The 17,870-nt window shown below is 41.1% G+C and carries 18 protein-coding genes and 1 tRNA gene; 5 read left to right on the top strand and 14 right to left on the bottom strand.

Going from position 1 to position 17,870, the window contains the following annotated elements; genetic code table 11:
- Positions 1-48: 48 nt before the first annotated feature.
- Positions 49-123, bottom strand: a tRNA-Asn gene (locus tag M3221_RS23215).
- Between the two features lie 339 nt (positions 124-462).
- A complete protein-coding gene (locus M3221_RS23220) occupies positions 463-1,482 on the bottom strand; it encodes an STAS domain-containing protein (protein WP_251274338.1) in 1,020 nt (339 codons plus the stop codon).
- A gap of 232 nt (positions 1,483-1,714) precedes the next feature.
- Here M3221_RS23220 and M3221_RS23225 point away from each other — a divergent pair, with 232 nt between their 5' ends.
- Positions 1,715-1,909, top strand: a complete 195-nt coding sequence (locus tag M3221_RS23225) for an alpha/beta-type small acid-soluble spore protein (protein ID WP_050184201.1) — start codon at positions 1,715-1,717, stop codon at positions 1,907-1,909.
- 114 nt (positions 1,910-2,023) lie between these two features.
- Here M3221_RS23225 and M3221_RS23230 read toward each other — a convergent pair whose 3' ends face one another.
- The 3 genes from M3221_RS23230 to tnpB form a co-directional block, all read right to left on the bottom strand.
- Positions 2,024-2,485 (bottom strand): hypothetical protein, encoded by a 462-nt coding sequence (locus M3221_RS23230; protein WP_251274346.1) that lies wholly within the window; start codon positions 2,483-2,485, stop codon positions 2,024-2,026.
- Positions 2,486-2,887: 402 nt separating this feature from the next.
- On the bottom strand, positions 2,888-4,093 hold the full coding sequence (locus tag M3221_RS23235) for a replication initiation protein (protein WP_251274349.1): 1,206 nt from the start codon (positions 4,091-4,093) through the stop codon (positions 2,888-2,890).
- Positions 4,094-5,672: 1,579 nt separating this feature from the next.
- Positions 5,673-6,887 carry an IS200/IS605 family element RNA-guided endonuclease TnpB gene (tnpB, locus tag M3221_RS23240; protein ID WP_251274351.1) on the bottom strand — a complete coding sequence of 405 codons (1,215 nt, stop codon included), beginning with the start codon at positions 6,885-6,887 and terminating at the stop codon, positions 5,673-5,675.
- A gap of 484 nt (positions 6,888-7,371) precedes the next feature.
- Between tnpB and M3221_RS23245 the strand changes: the two genes are divergently transcribed.
- The gene (locus M3221_RS23245; RefSeq protein ID WP_251274353.1) at positions 7,372-7,692 is read left to right on the top strand and encodes a hypothetical protein; all 321 of its coding nucleotides are present in this window, start codon (positions 7,372-7,374) and stop codon (positions 7,690-7,692) included.
- 317 nt (positions 7,693-8,009) lie between these two features.
- Here M3221_RS23245 and M3221_RS23250 read toward each other — a convergent pair whose 3' ends face one another.
- Positions 8,010-8,210 (bottom strand): alpha/beta-type small acid-soluble spore protein, encoded by a 201-nt coding sequence (locus tag M3221_RS23250; RefSeq protein ID WP_251274355.1) that lies wholly within the window; start codon positions 8,208-8,210, stop codon positions 8,010-8,012.
- 303 nt (positions 8,211-8,513) lie between these two features.
- Positions 8,514-8,825: a carboxylesterase family protein gene (locus M3221_RS23255; RefSeq protein WP_251274357.1), complete on the bottom strand. Its 312-nt coding sequence runs from the start codon at positions 8,823-8,825 to the stop codon at positions 8,514-8,516.
- 222 nt (positions 8,826-9,047) lie between these two features.
- Here M3221_RS23255 and M3221_RS23260 point away from each other — a divergent pair, with 222 nt between their 5' ends.
- From M3221_RS23260 to M3221_RS23270, 3 genes are all read left to right on the top strand, one after another.
- Positions 9,048-10,334 carry a transposase gene (locus M3221_RS23260; protein ID WP_251274359.1) on the top strand — a complete coding sequence of 429 codons (1,287 nt, stop codon included), beginning with the start codon at positions 9,048-9,050 and terminating at the stop codon, positions 10,332-10,334.
- 439 nt (positions 10,335-10,773) lie between these two features.
- A complete protein-coding gene (locus M3221_RS23265) occupies positions 10,774-10,977 on the top strand; it encodes a hypothetical protein (RefSeq protein WP_251274362.1) in 204 nt (67 codons plus the stop codon).
- 438 nt (positions 10,978-11,415) lie between these two features.
- Positions 11,416-11,583, top strand: a complete 168-nt coding sequence (locus M3221_RS23270) for an aspartyl-phosphate phosphatase Spo0E family protein (protein ID WP_251274364.1) — start codon at positions 11,416-11,418, stop codon at positions 11,581-11,583.
- A gap of 139 nt (positions 11,584-11,722) precedes the next feature.
- Here the strand turns inward: M3221_RS23270 and M3221_RS23275 are convergent, their stop codons facing one another.
- The 7 genes from M3221_RS23275 to M3221_RS23305 all read right to left on the bottom strand — a co-directional run bounded on the left by M3221_RS23275 (position 11,723) and on the right by M3221_RS23305 (position 17,697).
- Entirely contained in the window at positions 11,723-12,439 is a 717-nt protein-coding gene (locus M3221_RS23275; protein WP_251274366.1) for a hypothetical protein, read from the bottom strand.
- A 13-nt stretch (positions 12,440-12,452) separates the two neighbouring features.
- Positions 12,453-13,274: a S1 RNA-binding domain-containing protein gene (locus tag M3221_RS23280; RefSeq protein WP_251274368.1), complete on the bottom strand. Its 822-nt coding sequence runs from the start codon at positions 13,272-13,274 to the stop codon at positions 12,453-12,455.
- Between the two features lie 41 nt (positions 13,275-13,315).
- Positions 13,316-15,025, bottom strand: coding sequence for a type IV secretory system conjugative DNA transfer family protein (locus tag M3221_RS23285; RefSeq protein WP_251274370.1), 1,710 nt, complete (start codon positions 15,023-15,025; stop codon positions 13,316-13,318).
- A gap of 6 nt (positions 15,026-15,031) precedes the next feature.
- Entirely contained in the window at positions 15,032-15,520 is a 489-nt protein-coding gene (locus M3221_RS23290) for a hypothetical protein (protein ID WP_251274372.1), read from the bottom strand.
- Positions 15,517-15,708, bottom strand: a complete 192-nt coding sequence (locus tag M3221_RS23295) for a hypothetical protein (protein WP_251274375.1) — start codon at positions 15,706-15,708, stop codon at positions 15,517-15,519. The genes M3221_RS23290 and M3221_RS23295 overlap by 4 nt, the downstream gene beginning before the upstream one ends.
- Positions 15,705-16,733 carry a replication-relaxation family protein gene (locus M3221_RS23300; protein WP_251274377.1) on the bottom strand — a complete coding sequence of 343 codons (1,029 nt, stop codon included), beginning with the start codon at positions 16,731-16,733 and terminating at the stop codon, positions 15,705-15,707. Before M3221_RS23300 ends, M3221_RS23295 begins: the two co-directional genes overlap by 4 nt.
- Before the next feature lie 319 nt (positions 16,734-17,052).
- Entirely contained in the window at positions 17,053-17,697 is a 645-nt protein-coding gene (locus M3221_RS23305) for a hypothetical protein (protein WP_251274379.1), read from the bottom strand.
- Between the last annotated feature and the right edge of the window lie 173 nt (positions 17,698-17,870).

Genomic DNA, 17,870 nt, shown 5'->3' on the forward strand with positions numbered 1-17,870 from the left:
CACCCTTAGCAGGGGCGCCTCTTCAGCCTCTTGAGTACTTCCCCAGATTGGCTCCGCAGGCAAGACTCGAACTTGCGACCGATCGGTTAACAGCCGATTGCTCTACCACTGAGCTACTGCGGAATAATCTGCACTAGCGACAGATTTAAAATCTTATCATACTTAAAATCTAAAATCAATACTTTTTTAAAAATATTTATTACCAGCTTTCTTTTATCAGCATTTCCGCCTTCTAGCAGAGTGAGACACACACCTTTGGAAATCACCGTGTAAAGCCTTGACTTTATCTCGAAGGGTGGCACTTATCAAAAGTAGAGGATATATGATCTGATTAAAGCAGAATATAGTGCCTATCTTCTTTTAACATACATCTGTTCCCTTATTAATTTAAATACAAATATTTATTTGTCAGAATACACAACATAGCAAAATTAGATTTTTGTTGCATTCATTCAGTAACTTTTAAATGATCTTTCGCCCATTCTGTCCTAGTGCAAAATAAATTCCATGTTGTAAGGTTTGAAAACAATCAAATTTAGAAAAATTCATGTCTGATTGAGATATAATGCTGCTTAATTCAGGAGAAATCCCAACAAGGATTATTTCAGTTCCAATAAGGCAAGCCGCAGAACCGATTTTCTCAATGAGACTTGCTGTATACTCACTTATACCTTTATCCAGTCCGGTTAAGTCCAGAATAAGATAGTTTGCCTTGTAGCTTGGAAGGTTATTTAGTGTTTTGACAACAAGTTCTACTGAACGCTCTTCATCATATTTTCCTATCAAGGGGACTACAACGATGCCATCAAGAACAGGAATAAGAGGTGACGAAAGCTCTCTCACCAGTTCATTTAGTTCTTTTGTTTTTTCTTCTGCAAGAGCTTCTAAACGGATAATCTCATCTGCTTCCTTTTTTCTAGCTAGCTGATAAATATTATTTGAAATCGTCACATCTGAAGGGAAATACTCAATGACACTGTATTCATGCCCTTCTAGTTGATGCTGAACTACTTTGTACCAAATATTTGTACCGAACAGTCCTGTGAATATTCCTGCGTAGTGGGCAGGGAGATAATTTCCACCCTTCGTCTTTCCTTGCGCCAGATGAATTTTATATTCCCAACTATCCTTAATATACGCTGTGAATGTTTTGGTTTCAGTGTTCAAATCTTCAATAGTGGTCCGTCCCCAGCCAGCTGAAGCATATGCATTGGTAATTAATTTTGCTATTTCAGATATATTGACATCCTTTAAATTCTTGAAGTACTGCCCTGCCACTAGTCCCTGCCGAAACCCTGTTGTTTCAAAAACCACGTTTGATGCTTCTTCGCCTGAAATTTCTTCAATCGTATCAAAGAACATTTTCATTGCAGAAGAAATCCAGAAAAGAACAGCATCCTCTCCTTCAAATAGAAATTTCCCTCCTTCTATGTCCCATTTAAATTCAAATCCACCTATATTGATGTTTGAATTTTCACCCATCAATTTACCCCACTTTCATCTTAAATATTTGTCCTCTAAAAAAACATTAATTCCATTATAGTCATTTTTCATCTTCAACTGTTTCATTATTTAAATCAACAGTAACGTCTAATAAAAAAGCCTTTTTCTAAAAAAATGCCCTCTTTGATTTTGTTACCAGTGTGAAGGGAGCAGAAACGACCCATACTGTTAAGGCAAGGCAAATCAAAAACCCATTAGGGAGTGATTGATCATGTCACGCAGCAATCGCAATCGTCTATTGGCTCCAGGTGCCCAGCAGGCTATTGACCAGATGAAGTACGAAATTGCTTCTGAATTTGGTGTTCAGCTAGGTGCGGATACAACAGCACGTGAAAACGGTTCTGTCGGCGGTGAAATCACGAAGCGTCTTGTAGAAATGGCGAAACAGCAATTGTCTAGCCGTTAGGAAACACACAAAACTGAATAGCAAGAAAAAAGATATCCCTTCATCCTGAAGGGGTGTCTTTTTAAAGGCTCTGTTAAAACCTGTTGTTATAAGAAAAGAGAGTTTGTTGCTTTACTATTTGTTAATAGTTCTTTTTGCTTCCCCTACGATATCTAAAATAAGAATAGCTCTTCTAAGGGAACTGCGATTTTCTGTGTATTTAAATTCATCTATTTTGTCGCTAATGTCCAGCCATGCTTCTAATTCTTCTGGGTTATCCAAGTCACATGCTATATGGAAAATAGTTTCTGCAGTTTCAATTGCATCTAATTCACAGGTAACTATTTTTCGGGCTAAGTAGCAAATATATTCAAGGGCCGCTTCTTTATAAGAAGGCTTTTGGATGTTCAGCTCCTTTAAGGTGCGATAAAAATAGTCTTCTACCTCAAATATATTGTTTGTGCTTTTGAAAGACGAAAGAATGCCAAGGGACACAGAATCCTTATCGTCCTCCAACATGTTAAACGCCCACGGTACATAATCTTCAGACGTAATGCAGCGGTTGAAAATTTTGTAAAATAAAGCATTTGTATTCATGCTTGAGTCCCCTTTTATGAACATTAAACTTTAACAGAGCCTTTTTAAAAGGATATGTTTAGAGCAGCTTAAAAAAATGAGCGCCGCATTCCTTTTTAAAATCTTTAATTTAGGTGGAGAGGTTCACATTTAGCAAACATAACAATTTAGGGATGAGTTCTTTAAAAAGATAACAAATTTGAGATAAAAAAGGATTGTGATTTGCTTATACCCTTGAAAGTAATAAGCAAGTGTTCTTTTACACGATGTTTGGGACTATTCACAAAGCATCCTGCCCTAAACACGTTAGGTTTTGGTTTGTCTATCCCAAAAGTGTTAGGTTAAATTTTATCCGTCCCAAAAATGTTAGGTTTAAGTTTATCCAGTTAAAAGAAAAACGCGGCCCAAATGAGCCGCGCAACGTTAAGATTTCTTTCTGACACGTGTTTTACTCCGCAATTTAATCATTTCACGAATCGAGTTCATTAATTCGTCTTTGTGATTCTTCCAATGCTTCCGGGCCTCTTTGTCTGAAATGTTTAAGTGTTCTTTAAAGATTTCAACTGCTTTATCTTCAACGAACCAATCAGGAACCATTTCTGCACTGTTTTGATACTCGGCTATAATTACATCCAGTGCATTTTGCAACATATCTTCTGGCGGGGCATCCTCTACTCTGGACAACTTATTTTGTTCTTCATACTTGGCCATTAGTACTTTTTCGATATACCGGACATGCTGTTTGATGTTTCGCCCTTTTATTTCATCCAGCACCTCTAACATCAATACATCTCCATACTTTTCCCACGCTGAGATGGTTTCCTCGTCCACAAAAATTCCTTGTTCTTTTAAAAGACGCTTGGTCCGACGAACAAATTCTCCATAAACAGCAGGTTTTTCTTGCCCTTCTTCATCTTGATCAGAGTCATTAAACAAAGCAAGCTGTTCCTGCTTATACTGGCTGTTAATCGTAAACTTGATTTTCTCTACTTTTTTTCCTTGCTTAATTTCCTCAAACTCAAAAGATAAATGCGTTTTTTCCTTCAATTCTTTCTGAGAATGTTTTAAAATCCTTTGCTTAAAGTTTCCGTACTCAGGATATTTCTCCGTTACACCAAGCATCAAGCGAAGTTCTTCCAACGCAATGGTCCGATGCCCAATTTTCTCATACTGTTTCAGCAGCTCAAAAAGCCTGACAGAATAACTGCTCTTAAGCGGCGCAATCACATCAAATGGATAATTGGTAAAGCGCTCTTCAAGCTGTAAAAGTAAATCTTTAATAAGAGTGTTAAAAACAATATGTACGGTTCCTTTTTCGTAAACAATCCCGGAAAACCACGGGAACCATCCAATTTTTTCTTTTGATTTGACTTTAATACGCCGTGTGGACAGTCCATCCGCTATTTTTTCTATTTCTTTATGATAATTATTTCCTTTGACTCCTGCTGCAGCAAGGAACTCACTTACTTCGAAGCTGTAATGAGGAAATTGTGTATCGTTAAGCTTAATTTTGCTGGCGGCATATCGAATTATTTTATGTTCAGACATTTTTAAATCCGCTTCGTAATATGCCTCAATAAGGTCATTGGACTGAACAACCAACCCTTTGTTTTCTTTCTTTTTGGCCATATTCACTTACCACCTTTTGGAACATTCCGGCTGATATTAATGGAATTATCTCACTTATTTGTTCCAAAAGAAAGCAATAAACCTAACATTTTTGAAAAATGTTAGGTTTCCTTATTTATCTGCTGTCTTAGCCTTCGCCTGTCCCAAATATGTTAGGTATAAACCGAATTTTCTTTATGCAAAATAAAGCCTGAAGTGAAGCCTTGAGAACCCTTGGCCATTGAAGTAATGGTGATCTGCAAAGAGAGGATTTTAGAGGTGTTATCCTAAAAGTGTTAGGGTTATCCCAAAAACGTTATGGACTATCCTAAATATGTTATGGTTTGTCCCAATTTTGTTATGGAAAACATCCCAATTCCGTTATGATTTATCCCAAAAATGTTATAGTTCATCCTAATTTTGTTATCTTTTATCCCAATAACGTTATGTATAGAAGGCTTCAATGCTTGGTACCATTGGTTTTTTCCAGGTCTAAAACAGTAAAACAATAAAAAACATAAAAAACCAATTATAGTTAAAACACTTAAAACATAGATCTTTGTTAGTTTATTCAACCCTTATCGATTACATGCTTTTACAAAAATAAAATAAAGCAGCTGATACATTTTAAGTTTTTCCCTAACGTTTTTGGGATGTTCTAATTTCTAAGCCTAACATTTTTGGGATGAGATGAAAAAGCAGTTATGTTTTGATTGTTGTTACGCATTACCTTCTTAGGCTTTTTTGCACTCCTCTTATTTTTAAGAATAAAGCGCAATTCCAACAAGTCCAGAAAATACAATGACATAAACCGAGTGCGTACACATCTTTGTTCGTTAACGTCTATAGCCGGTTTTTTCTTTAGGCTGGTCAATAAATGTCCGGCCTAAGACAGGGCCTGTTGCATCGATAACCGAACAAACGCAGAATTCGTCAGTCCGAGCTCTGCCGCACATCGCACACACTTTTTGCTCTTGAATAGCCGTTTTCGTTAAAGTGACTTTATTTTCATAGCAGATGGCAAGGAAGAATTTCTTTCCCCGCTTAATCAGCTTAGATTGTTCTCTTTCCAGTCCCAGACACCCCGTTTATAAAGGTTCTGCCCTTTAAATTCGACATCTATCCATACCCAGTCATTCTGTGGAACACCTTGATTTGTGCGAACGTATCAGATGTTCTGCTGAACATATTCCCTCGATAAAAACAGGGAACTTTTTACGCATCACTATTATGAAAAGTTTTTTTGTATGGTCGCTTCATCAACCACAAAAGTATACCTAGGCAAAAGTGTGCTTTTGCCTAGGTATACTTTTGCTTAGGTACACGCATGCTTAACAACTTTTTGATGCTCCTTCTATTGGAACCTTAAGTATATTTAAAATTAATTTCAAACTTTTCATGGGTATATTTAGAGGTCTTAACATCCGCAATCTAGTGAAAAACCGGAAAGTATCCAAATCGATTCATGATGCAGGCTGGGGATTCATATTGAACTACCGCCCACTTACCTGAGGGTTGAAGTGGGGGATTCCTGGGCAAGAGGATCTTCGACCCCCAGTAATCAGGCTAACCCCGTATTCCAACGGTTTTATGACCAAGATTAAATAGACTGAAGTGAAAGAAGCCGCAGGGCTTCTTTTTTAATATTCAGGCTCGCATTCAGGTCTCGATCGTGACGCACGCCGCAGGAAGGACACTCCCACACCCGGACAGCGAGATTTTTTGCATCCTTATGCTGGTGGCCACACCCGGAACAGAGCTGGCTTGATGGGAAGAACGGATCGACTTTTATAATCGTCCGTCCGTACCACTTCGCTTTGTAAGTGAGCATTTCGTTGAACCTGGACCATGACGCATCGTGAATCCCCTTGCTTAGTTTTTTGTTTTGGACGAGATTCTTCACTGACAAATTCTCCACTGCGATCACTTGGTTTTCATGAACGAGCCTGGTCGTCAGCTTGTGAAGAAAATCTTCTCTTGTGTGTTTGATTTTTTCGTGCAGTTTAGCAATCTGGGCTTTATTTTTTTCCCACGATTTCGAACCTTCTTTTTTACGTGCAAACGCACGCTGAAGAAAGGCTAATCGCTTTTCGTATTTTTGATAGTATTTAGGGTTGGCAATGGATTCACCGTTGGAGAGCACGGCAAACTCTTTTAATCCCAGATCAATGCCAACGGCATCGTTGGTGCTTGGTTTGTACGGGGAATAAGGCATCTCGCAAATGACCGAAATAGAATACCGGCCGGTGCTGCTTCGGCGCACGGTGACACGCTTAATGTCACCTTCAATGTTTCGGGACTTTGAAAAACGAATCCAGCCGAGTTTCGGCAGCTGAATGCGATGGTCCACGATTTTAATATTGTGATTTGTCATTTTGGTTGTGTAGCTTTGGACCGGTTTTTTCTTGCTTTTGAATGTCGGATGGCCCTTAAAGTCATACGCCGTTGGCGTATAGCCTTCTGCACATTTTTTAGCGGCTCGTTTTTTTAATTCTTTTTTCGGCTGTTCCTTATATTTTTTGAATCCTTCGTACTGATATTCGATGCTTGCCTGAAGAGCAATACTGTCAGAACCAGACAACCATTTGAACGTTTCTTTTAGCCCAGGGAGGAGCTTTTTAGCGGCTGTTTCTGTATACCGTTTTTTTGTTTTTTCGAAACTCTTGATATTTTCATTTAATATATAATTGTAGACAAACCGGCAGCAGCCGATCGTTTGGTTAATCAGTTGTTTTTGCTCGTCACTTGGATGGATTTTAAACCGAAAGGCTTTAAAATGAAGATTCTTTTTTTCATCTGTTTTGGTTTTTATCATTTTCCTCACCCCCCTGAACATTTGTTCTGCACCTAATTATACCATTTTAGCAATAGAGCGTTCAAGGAAAAAGAATGACTGAAAGAGCAACGATTCATCCCCCACTTAGCAAGCTTGAAGTGGGGGTGTTCTCGCCAAAGACGATAAAACCGATCTTATGCAAACTTTATCTTTCTGAAAACCCCGTTGTATCAACATTTTGACGACTATCTCAAAATAACCTTTATTCATTTTCTATACATCCGCATTAAATCAACGTTTTTCATCCTGTTTCACTTTTGATTAGTACAGTTTTATGCATAAATAATGTGCGCAATTTTACTCTGATCTTTTCCGAAGATCAGATATTTTTGGGTTACCCTTTTACTTTTCTTAAAACGCTGAAATCGGTTTACCATAGGCATTCGATAGGTAAACGGAACAAGCACCTAATGCTTAACTAGCATATTTATATTAGTAATCTATAAAAAAAGGGGGGATAACCATGCCGAAAATTTTTAATATTCACAAAGATAAAGATTGCTGTAACTGTGTTAAAGATATGGCCAAACAGCTCAAGGAACATGAAAGTGAATTTGCGCTTATTTTTGAAAAAAACGCTATTATATTGGCCAGAATAAAAGAAGTAAAAGGTGACATCGTTATTTTAGAACAAGTACTCAGCAAACAGATTTTCTTTAGTGGCGGTCAAACAATAGCGTTTGGTACTGCTGAATTAGTTGTAAGTATTTGCGAAATCACAGAGTTTGCTGCTCCGTTAGAACCAGGCCTGGTTGAAGTGGCGTTAAAAAATCTTAAAGTTTGACACTCCCACAGCTAAAGCCGCAAGCCCTTCACCTTGCGGTGAAACGGGTGGGATTCTGAAGTGCGAATGCGTTCACTGTCCATTTCTGTTTAGAACTCGCCTTCAGTTAAGGGCGGTGTCATCAGCCGTGGGAGTGTCAAATACCATTGTTAAATGAAAATTTGAGTACGCTTAAAAACGCCTAATAGCTGTATGAAAAAAAATGAAAAAAGTCAGGCATTCGACGATTGAATTGTCGAATGCCTGGCTTAGTTAAAACTATCTAGACTTTTTCAATGCCTCCATTATTTGAGGCGGGATGCTTGGAAATTAATGTATTACCTTTGGAATCCGTTTAATTGCTGTTCAGCCATACGTACTAAACGTTTTGTGATTTCTCCGCCAACTGAACCGTTAGCACGTGATGTAACGTCTGCGCCTAGTTGTACACCGAATTCTGATGCAATTTCATACTTCATTTGGTCGATGGCTTGCTGTGCTCCTGGTGCGACTAACTGATTATTGTTGTTGCTTGGCATAACTGTTCATCTCCCTTTTTTTAATTAGCCGGGTACTAACGGAGTTGCACCGTTGCGATTAAATCGTCTGGACTTCCAGATGAAGAACCCGATGTGATTATGTGACTAGTATGTATTGAATCTGGCACTTTATCCGCGTTATTCTTATTTCAAGAGAGTTTTTTCATTAAAATATTTTCCAATAATCTCACATTTTGTAACGCAATAGTGAAAAAACATATGAGGGGAACAAGTGAAAGCAAAGTAAATGTTAGCATCAGGCATATTATTGTTGGCTGGCTTTAAACGATAGTGTTGGTCCTTTTAATTATGAAAAGATTTTACCTGCTGAAATATCCACTCTATCATTTCCTCATTTTCATAAGCGAGGACCCAGGATGCATGGTCATAATTCATTTCTGTCCCGTATTCTGTATATATTGTCTTTCCTCCCGCGTTTTCAATAGCATTTATAATGTTTCTTGAATATGAAACAGGTATTACCGAATCATCTTCTGCATGAAATGCCCAGATCGGCTTGTGATCGATTAGATGGACCTTAGCTGGATCAGCTCCTCCCGCTATCGGAACCATCGCTGCAAATAGATCAGGGTGTTCCATATTCATATTGAACAAAAAATTAGCGCCGCACTCCCCTTCAAAATCTCCGATTTAGTGGGGGTTAGGCGCTAAGGTCTTAATTCTTCGCCTATTCTTCAATATATTTTTTCATTAGACCCATTGCCGCTTCTTATTTATCATCACTCACACTGATTTTCTTTTCGTTTTACAATTGATTTCCATTTTGATACGATCAACCTATTATAAGGACTAAAAAATGGAAAGGAGGGTTTGGTGATGAAAGTTGCGAAGTCGCTACTGCACAAAATTACAAATCAGACGGATATCTTCAATGCTACGCTGGATATTTACAATGATGCTCTGTCCTTCGTCATCGGGGTTATCGACAAAGAGTTTGATCATACCGACGGCCTGACAACCAAATCGATTGTATCGGCAGTAGAAAAACTGATTCACGCAACCAAATCAAACCCTCTTCCAAAATACAAAGAGTTTAACGAACGTTTTTACAAGTTTCCTTCCTATTTCCGCAGAAGTGCCATTGCCTCTGCTTTCGGAAAGGTAAAGAGCTTCCGCTCTAACTATCAAAACTGGGAAGAAGAGCAGAAGTATGCTCTTTCCGAAGGAAAAAAGTTTAAAAAACAGCCTCCGCGGCTACAGGAGGAACATAAAGAATTTCCTGTTTTTTATCGAGGGAACATGTTTAATAAAACATCCGATACATCTGCACAAATTAAGGTGTTCTATCAGAATGACTGGGTATGGATGGATATCGAATTCAAAGGACAAGACCACTACAAATGTGGTGTCTGGGAATGGAAAGAAAACAACCCTAAGCTGATTAAGCGGGGAAAGAAATTCTTCCTTTCCATCAGCTATGAAAGTAAAATTACTTTAACAAAAACACCTATTCAGGAACAAAAAGTGTGTGCAGTAGACCTTGGACTGACGAACTCTGCGGTTTGTTCAGTTATCGATGCAACAGGCACTGTCTTAGGCCGGACATTTATTGACCAGCCTAAAGAAAAAGACCGGCGGCAGATCAATGGGTACCAGCAGCATATTGTCCGCCATACTAGCCATGAAATTGTCAAATTCGCGGCAAAGCATGGCTGTGACGTTATCGTATTCGAATACCTGGGCAGAATGAAAATCCCAAAGGGGTTTTATGGAGCCAGGAAACTTCGTTTCAAGCTTCATAGGTGGCGGAAAATAGGCATCCAGAACAAAGTGGAAGAAATGGCGCACTGCCTGGGCATGCGCATTTCCCGGATTAATCCGCAGAACACCAGCGTCCTGGCGTTCGACGGCTCCGGAAAAGTAGAACGGAACCCGAAAAAAGACCTTGCCACGTTTTCAACGGGCAAAGTCTATCATGCGGATTTATCAGCTTCGTATAACATCGGCGCCCGTTATTTTATCCGGGCTTTTCAAAAATCCATCTCGGAAACGAAATGGTTGTCTCTTCAGGCAAAAGTTCCTGAGCTGACAATAAGGACATTCCAGACCTTGTCTTCGTTCATTAGTCTCCATCATGCACTCGGGCTTCCGCAGGAAGCTTAACCAGCTGGTGTTGTACCGTATTCAAGATAAGGGATGCTCCATCAAAATCTTTGATTTAGGTGGAGAGGTTCACCATAAAACAGTTAAGTCTTAAGCAGATCTTGTGGCCTGGGCCTCAATAGCTTGTGGTGTCCAATAGACGATGTATGGGTTCAGTTTCGGTTAAACCGGCCTTCTATAAACTAAAACATAGCCAGCTATGCTGCCCAGTAGTCTGCGTACTGCGTATGTATGATTAGCTTCTTCTTTCTTTAAGATGGCGTGCGCAGGTCTCTAACAAACAAAAGTGTACCTAATCAAAAGTATACATTTGATTAGGTACACTTTTGTTTAGGTATACTTTTGATTAGGTATACTTCTACTTACCATGTTTTCATTATTCTCCCTAAACAAATTCATTCATAAAGCTCTTGAACAAATTGTGAAAAAGTATGAAAAAATGCTGCTGGAAAATCCCGATGCAGATATTAAGCAAATTATAGACAGCCGCAAATCCTCTGCAATGTCTAAACTAGATAAAATAGAATCTGTTCGAAACCAGCAAAATCATCCCTCTTTGTCAGAAGCGGATATTTCGCACCAAACGGTAAAAGATATATTTAATGAGTGGAAAGCTCAAATCATAGATGTAGATGTGTACTAGAGAAAAGGATATCTTCCTTTCTCTTTAAAACATAAAAGGGAATTCTTTATACTTCACTATTAGGAAAATCATTTGGGTGCGAACACTTCATCCACAACAAATGTATACCTAACTAAAAGTGTACTTTTGACTAGGTATACTTTTAGTTAGGTATACGTATGCTTAATGACTTTTTTATTCTCCTTCTAAATGAATTTTCTTTTATAATATTTAGGGATACTCTCTGAAATGTATAAAATTTTCCACAAACGGACGATACTATATATGGGGAGGGGGGTTGGCCCCTCCTTTCATCTTGGTGTAATAAATCTTACTTTCTGCCAATTGATTATTTGCTTTTCATGACCACTTTCAGAGTTTCAGATGAAAATGTTTCAATCTCGAGATAAATATTCTATAATTTACCTAATATGTTTATTTAAGTACAGGAGGACTACCATGACTTACAATAAAGGTGCTTTTTGCGAATTAGCGGATCGTATTGAGCAAATACGACAGCTTATGATTACTGCTGGCCTCCAGTACGGTCTTGGCAGTCCTGAAACGCTGCGCTACAGCGAGCAATTAGACGAACTGATTCTTCAATATCAATTTCAAAATAGATGATTCGCCTTAAGCCGAAATGTGTTTTGCTCTAATAAGATTCCCATTTAAAATTAACAGTCCTTTTGTGTTGTGAAACCTTGGTTCCTATGCGCTCCTCTGTCTCACACAAATAGGCTTTCCGTTCTGCCCCATCTTTCCTTCAAGCCATATTCACTGGGCTTTTTTGTGAAAGCTGTTCTTCTACCCACTCGCTTCCGCTTTTAACATAAAAACCAGGCCTTTCCCGCGCAGAATGTACTTCTTGCTGCAAAACGGCTCTTATCCTTATATCCCCACAATGCAAAAGGCCCTCCAAATGCTTTAGTGATTCAGTCATCACGATCATCCGCTCACCGAACTCTTTCCACTTTAAAAACACCAGGAGATCTTGAATATCTTCCTTTGCAGAATAGATATAAAGCGGCTTGTTTTTATAAAAGATTACCCCTTCAAACGGATTGACGGCTGGAGAAATACGGGAGCCTGGAAACCACTCATACAGCTGGAAAAACAACAGCTTTCCCAGCATATCTCCCGCCTCATACTTCAGCCAGTAATTGTTTTCGTATCCCGGTATACCAGCCACTTTTGCCCCATTGATACCCAACGTATAAACAGGTATCATTTGCTTGTTCTTTTGAATGTCGTGACGAACCAGTTTTTTCTCCAGCACCATTTTCTTCTTCCGCTTTTTATCCAAAGAAAATAACCGGGAGAGCTGCAGCCCTCCGATTACGCCAATGCAGGCGAGCGCTTCAAGCGCCTGCCTTTCTTTTGGTGATTCACCGTTTACATGCTTGTCCGGCTTGATGTGCTCCGAAACCCTTGTCCAGTTAAGTTTCCAGTTATGTTGGAGTGAAAACGGGCTGATACTCATGGCTCTCCGCTCCTTACAGCACCCGCGTAATGCGCGAGCGGATTTGCTGCTTCTTTACATCAGTTTCGAGTACACGGACAAGCACACGGTCCCCTTTTTTCACATCCTGGAATTTTAAGTGCCTCGACAGGCTGTCCACACCCGGTTCTAAGTTGATAAACACACCGTATTCACGGACACCTGAGACGGTGCCTACGTATTCGTTCCCTTTCAGATAGCGGCCGGCACACAATGGCCACGGATTTCCCTCCGCTTCTTTTGAGCTGACTTTTACTCTCGTGTTTTCTTTATCAATCTCCATTACCTTTACCCTTAAGTGGTCACCAGGCTTTACCTTTTCCGTTAAGTCATCAATCCAGCCGTAGGAGATGTCTTCAATCGGAATCTTTACTTCAATCCCGCCAATATCTGCCCGGACCTGTGTCTGATTCACATGGCTGACCACCGCGACAATGATATCGCCCGGCTCAATTCTTTTAAGCGTGATGGACGCAGCCTGTTCAACCGCCGCTTTTCGGGAAGCAGTGAAGATGCCAGCATCACGGTCATAGTTCAGGACTTTAAACAGCACAGGCTGCCCTGTCATGCTGCGCAGCTGGCGAATGGTTTCAACACCGGTAAGCTCCATTGGAATGTAGCCACGGATGCTTCCGACTGAAACGACTGCACACTGTTTACCCAGCTGCTTTTCAATGCCTATGATCGGCGCCTGCAGAATCGTCTGGTTTTGATAAGCGCCGAATACTTTCTTCCAGTTTTCATCGACTTCCGTTGCCCGCACCTTTGACGGGTCGAATCCTTCAATCAGTACCTGTGCGAGATTTTCTGCTGCCATCATTCATCGCTCCTTCTTATTTTTAATAGGCTGTGAACCTGTTAATCCCAGAATCCATCAGATGACTGAGGGGGTGTGAACACTTTTTTCTTCGCCGTTACAGTGTCGGATTCAGGCGTTTCTGTATTCGGTGTCTCTGTATTTGTTTTTTCTTTTTTCAGCGTTTCCGGTGGGACCTCATCTTTGGTTTGAACAGCTTGCTGAACAACCGTTTTTTTCTCTTCAGCTGGCTTTTCAATGCTAGTTTTTTCTTTTGCTGTTTCAGCTTCTTCCTCTTGCCGTACCGCCAATTCTTTATGCTGTAAAGGATTTTCCTCCATAAGCAATTGCTCTTCTTCCATACCTGCTTCGGGAGGTTGAGGAGATTCAGACATAGACAGGGCTTTCTCTTTCTTCCTGCGCTTTTTTTGTATGAAGTGCAGTCTCCGCAAAAGCCACGACCGCTTTCCTTCCCACTCTCTTTTTTCTTTCCAGTCACGTGGCACAAAGGTTCCTTTTGCCATTGCCGGCGGCTGGGGAGTACCGTTTTGTAGCAATTTATGGACAAAATGAAAACGAGGAAGCCCGTCCATTAAGTCTGTGTAATAGAAGCGGTACTCCTCGTTTTCCGTATCCCGGTATGATTCCGGAAAGAATTTCGGGATCAGTATTCGGTTTTTAAAGGTGCCCTGCCGCATAATGACCCGGTCCCGGCCAAATTCTTCCGCAAATTCTTTTGCATCACCCGCAGACAGTCCGCCAAATGTGATTTTGTTGCGGCATGATGTTAAAATGGCCTGCTTCATCGCTTTTGGACCAATCTTCCCAGCTTCTACTTCCAGCTGGCCAAGTGACTGCGTAGCGAAAATACCGGATACCCGGTATTCCGCCGCCAAAGAAAGGAACATCTCGACATCCGGGTTAATGTAGCGGCTGTATTCATCGACAATCAGAAAATGTGGAATACGGGTCTGTTCTGTGCCGGGTCGCCGGAATGTGCCATTTTGCAAATGCATAATGATAAACTGGCCAAAGGCGTCACCTGCTTTTCGCAGTTTGCCAAGCGCCGTGTTCACCGCCAAGACCCCGCCTTCTTCAAAGTGCCGGTCAATGTTGATATCACTTTTGCCGGTCATGATCCTCTTCAGTGATTCATTGCTTGTGATGTTTTCCAGCTGGGCACGGAGCCCGATCACAAACTGCCGGTATTTTTCACGCATGCTGCCAAGGAGTTCCGATTCAAAAAAATGGACAAGATCCGTTAGACCATCCCGCTTCTTCAGCTCTTTCACTTTTTTCTCCAGCTCTTTTTCATCCCGGAGCGTATTCATCACATCGATAATATCCATCTTGTCGCCATGCAGGGCTTTCAGAAGCTTGGTGACATTGCGTGCGGACAGCTCCTGAACGGTTGCAAAAAAGGCATCCTGTTTGCCAAAAAGCCCTTTCAGTACAACAACGGTTGCTTCCGCCACATCATCCATACCGCCTTCCATCGGGTTAAAACCATGACTATGAGGAAGCTCCGGATCAATGTGGGTACAGGGAATGTCCATTTCCGTGCACATTTCATTCACCATCCGTGCGACATCGCCTTTGGGCTCTACCACCGATAACCCGAGAGGCACGCCCTGCTTTTTTTGAAGCAGGAGCTGATAGATCATCGGCTTTAAAATGGTAGCCGTCTTTCCGGAACGGGTGGGCCCCACAACAAGCATATGGGTGAAACAGTCGCTTCCCTGCCAGGTAATCGGGAGTCCGATTGGAATCACCTCTTTTTACATGGATTGTTTTGCGTGAACAGATTCGCCAAGAACAACTGTGACGGTCTTTTCTGCTGGTTTTCTTTTAAATAACTGCCTGACACTATTATTCTTCTCTCCTTTAGCCGTACGCTGGATATTGCGCTTTTTATGTGTTGCCCGGGAAATAAAATGAATGGTGTTCAATACTAAAGCGCCTGTGCCAAGAAGAATCATAGAAATTTTCATCATGCCAGCAGCGGAGAAGAAAGTTTCAAATGTCCAGATTTCATAGATCCAGGCTCCAGCCGTCTGCACTAAAAACAGGGACAGGGCGAGAAGCAGTAATGACGTTCTTTTTTTGCTTCCTGTACGACGCAAGACCGCTACCATATATACGATTCCCAGCATAACTGTGATAATCAAAAGGGCTTTGGAAGAGGGAATATACCATTCTTGGTACATTCCAATGAATCCGGTCACTCCTGCGGCAACAATAACAAATAAAAAAGCCGCTTGCTTCATTCACGGTTCATGCGCAGTTTACGCTTTTCCACTTCTATGACAAAGATCAATTCGTCTTTCATGATCTCTTTCATGAGTCCGTACATTCTTCTCTGAGATGTGCGCGGCATAACAGAAATTTCATCATGCAGCAGATGGCCATTGTCAATCAGCCCGGTAATGGTCTGAAATTCAGGTAGCAAGCTCATATACTCATTCCTTTCTGTGATGTAATCGTCCCGTCGGCTTGGATTTCACTTGGATGAACCTCTTCGTAGTCAAGATGGTGAACGTCCTTGAGCAGTTCCTGGTGAAACTCCTTCATATGTGTCAGTATCAAAATTCGCCTCTGATCCCGATCAAACGCTTCTTTCCGGTATCGCTTCAGGCTGTAAATCTTCATCAAATCTGTATCAAGCAGGCTGACCAGATACTTTTCTTCTCCATCGTGATGCACAATCCGGTCAAATGATGAATAAAGCGGCGGTTTTTCGGAAAGCGGTGTGATGTTATGCGCTGATAGTACACCCAGCATATGTTGTTCATTGGCCATAAACTGAAGATACGTTTTGCCGAATGTGTACGGCATGACTTTTAGCGAGCCGCCCGTAACCACTTCTTTCCCCGGGATTGCTGCTTCTGCAACAAAATCACTGAAGGAAGCCTGTCCTTTCGTGAAAATGATAAAGTTGTGCATGGCGGATTCTTTGATTTCTCTCACCACTTTCATGATGTATTTAGGAAGCGAGCGGCTCATGAAAATATAAAAGCCATACTCTATTCCTTCAGAGCTGGTAAGAGATCCGTGAATATTGTTTCCCCGGTTAAGACCGTACATAGATTTAATTTCCCTGCTGTCCCGCATTGTCCATCCAAAAGGTGCAAGGTCAATCATTAGATCGTTTGCCGAAAGCAAATAAGGCAAAAAACGGCGGGTTACTCGTAACTCCTCCGCTTTTTGCTCTGCTGTAATCCCCTGCTTTTTAATAAGAGAGATGCCGCCTTCTGTTAATGAATGATATGCGCCGACCTTTCTGCCTTTTTCCGAAAGAATAGGAAGCGATTTAATCCAATTCGAATTTCTCATAATGTGCGTTTTCTTATGCGCGTATTGGGAAGTCATCTGAAAATGGCGCATCAACTGCTGTGTGCTGAGCGCGCGGTATTGATAAAGCATGTGCAGCATTTCTATATCCCGCGGCTGAACTCTCTTCACCACCTGCTTTTCTTTCATTTTCTTCCCCCTTTTTTTGTGCTGGGCTGGGATTGTCTAGTCGAACCAATTCTCCATACTTCCGAATTGATTCAACTAGACCTCTTCTTTTGCACCAATACGGTAGAAAGGGCTCAAAACACGATTGTATCCAGTGTTTCCTGCTTTTTTTCGGGTAAGATCTTGACCTTTTCGATCTTTCTTTTTGAACCTCTATGTTACAGAGGCATCCGAAGACTTTTTCGGGTAAGAATGGGCAGGTAAGGTCTGGCTGTCTCTTTTTCGCCCGCTGTTCTTACCCGGAATCTCGCTTCACTTATATCGCAGATCTTACCCATTTTCAGTTCCAAATCCGCCGGTATTCTTCTGTCGTTTCATCAGAAATTTGTTTAGCCTCCTCTTTATCTCTTTTTTGTTTCTCGTATGCATTCTCTTCAAAAATAGCTGTTTTTAACGAACGGTCCGGCTTCATAATTTCATAACGATGATAAGTCTCCATATACGCAAGAAAATTCGCAAAGTTATCTCGGTCTAACACATACATCTGCACATGATTGCCATATGGATCATGAAACCCTTCCTCCATGATGGCTACCTCTCGCCAGCTGTCATCTTGTATGAGCCCGGTCTGGCGAACGGCATCTAATAAGAATTTACGGTTTCGGTTGTCCAGATCTCGGATAATCCGATCTTTAAAGTAATGAACGATAAAAATCGCCGCTTTATCAAATGTATCTTCCAAAGGGAGCTGCCCACACGCCTCGAAAGTGGCCTTGAAGTAATAGTGCCGGATAGCGGCTCGATACTTTCCGTCCTGCTGGTAAAGCGGGAGCTGCCCTTCATAAGCAAATTGATAAACAGGGTAGCCATTAACTCTAAGCGTTTGTGCTTTAGCACCAGGGAAAACTGTAGAGACAGGCGGAAGCAGCACATTGTCATCCAGTTCCAGTACCCGTTCCATTACATCACTCTTCAGCATTTCCATGTACCGCAGCAGCTCCTTTAAGTTCTCGACTTTCTCTTTTATGACACTCACCTCCTTTCATGACGTTAAACGGGCCCTCGTGACTGAAAGAATAAAGGATTCCAAATTAACGTCAGACATCAATTTTGCTCACACGCCGAAAGCCAATTACGTCTGACGTACCTATATGAAAA

The sequence above is a fragment of the Domibacillus indicus genome, from assembly GCF_023715895.1.
In the GTDB taxonomy this organism is placed as follows: Bacteria; Bacillota; Bacilli; order Bacillales; family Domibacillaceae; genus Domibacillus; species Domibacillus indicus_A.

Excerpts from the sequence above, each read along its gene's own strand:
- M3221_RS23260 (WP_251274359.1), top strand. The coding sequence starts at position 9,048 with ATGAAAGTTGCGAAGTCGCTACTGCACAAAATTACAAATCAGACGGAT.
- tnpB (WP_251274351.1), bottom strand. The coding sequence starts at position 6,887 with ATGATAAAAACCAAAACAGATGAAAAAAAGAATCTTCATTTTAAAGCC.
- M3221_RS23305 (WP_251274379.1), bottom strand. The coding sequence starts at position 17,697 with ATGGAAATGCTGAAGAGTGATGTAATGGAACGGGTACTGGAACTGGAT.
- M3221_RS23220 (WP_251274338.1), bottom strand. The coding sequence starts at position 1,482 with ATGGGTGAAAATTCAAACATCAATATAGGTGGATTTGAATTTAAATGG.
- M3221_RS23300 (WP_251274377.1), bottom strand. The coding sequence starts at position 16,733 with ATGAAAGAAAAGCAGGTGGTGAAGAGAGTTCAGCCGCGGGATATAGAA.
- M3221_RS23275 (WP_251274366.1), bottom strand. The coding sequence starts at position 12,439 with ATGAGTATCAGCCCGTTTTCACTCCAACATAACTGGAAACTTAACTGG.
- M3221_RS23270 (WP_251274364.1), top strand. The coding sequence starts at position 11,416 with ATGACTTACAATAAAGGTGCTTTTTGCGAATTAGCGGATCGTATTGAG.
- M3221_RS23225 (WP_050184201.1), top strand. The coding sequence starts at position 1,715 with ATGTCACGCAGCAATCGCAATCGTCTATTGGCTCCAGGTGCCCAGCAG.
- M3221_RS23235 (WP_251274349.1), bottom strand. The coding sequence starts at position 4,093 with ATGGCCAAAAAGAAAGAAAACAAAGGGTTGGTTGTTCAGTCCAATGAC.
- M3221_RS23245 (WP_251274353.1), top strand. The coding sequence starts at position 7,372 with ATGCCGAAAATTTTTAATATTCACAAAGATAAAGATTGCTGTAACTGT.
- M3221_RS23265 (WP_251274362.1), top strand. The coding sequence starts at position 10,774 with ATGCTGCTGGAAAATCCCGATGCAGATATTAAGCAAATTATAGACAGC.
- M3221_RS23290 (WP_251274372.1), bottom strand. The coding sequence starts at position 15,520 with ATGAAGCAAGCGGCTTTTTTATTTGTTATTGTTGCCGCAGGAGTGACC.
- M3221_RS23230 (WP_251274346.1), bottom strand. The coding sequence starts at position 2,485 with ATGAATACAAATGCTTTATTTTACAAAATTTTCAACCGCTGCATTACG.
- M3221_RS23295 (WP_251274375.1), bottom strand. The coding sequence starts at position 15,708 with ATGAGCTTGCTACCTGAATTTCAGACCATTACCGGGCTGATTGACAAT.
- M3221_RS23250 (WP_251274355.1), bottom strand. The coding sequence starts at position 8,210 with ATGCCAAGCAACAACAATAATCAGTTAGTCGCACCAGGAGCACAGCAA.
- M3221_RS23280 (WP_251274368.1), bottom strand. The coding sequence starts at position 13,274 with ATGGCAGCAGAAAATCTCGCACAGGTACTGATTGAAGGATTCGACCCG.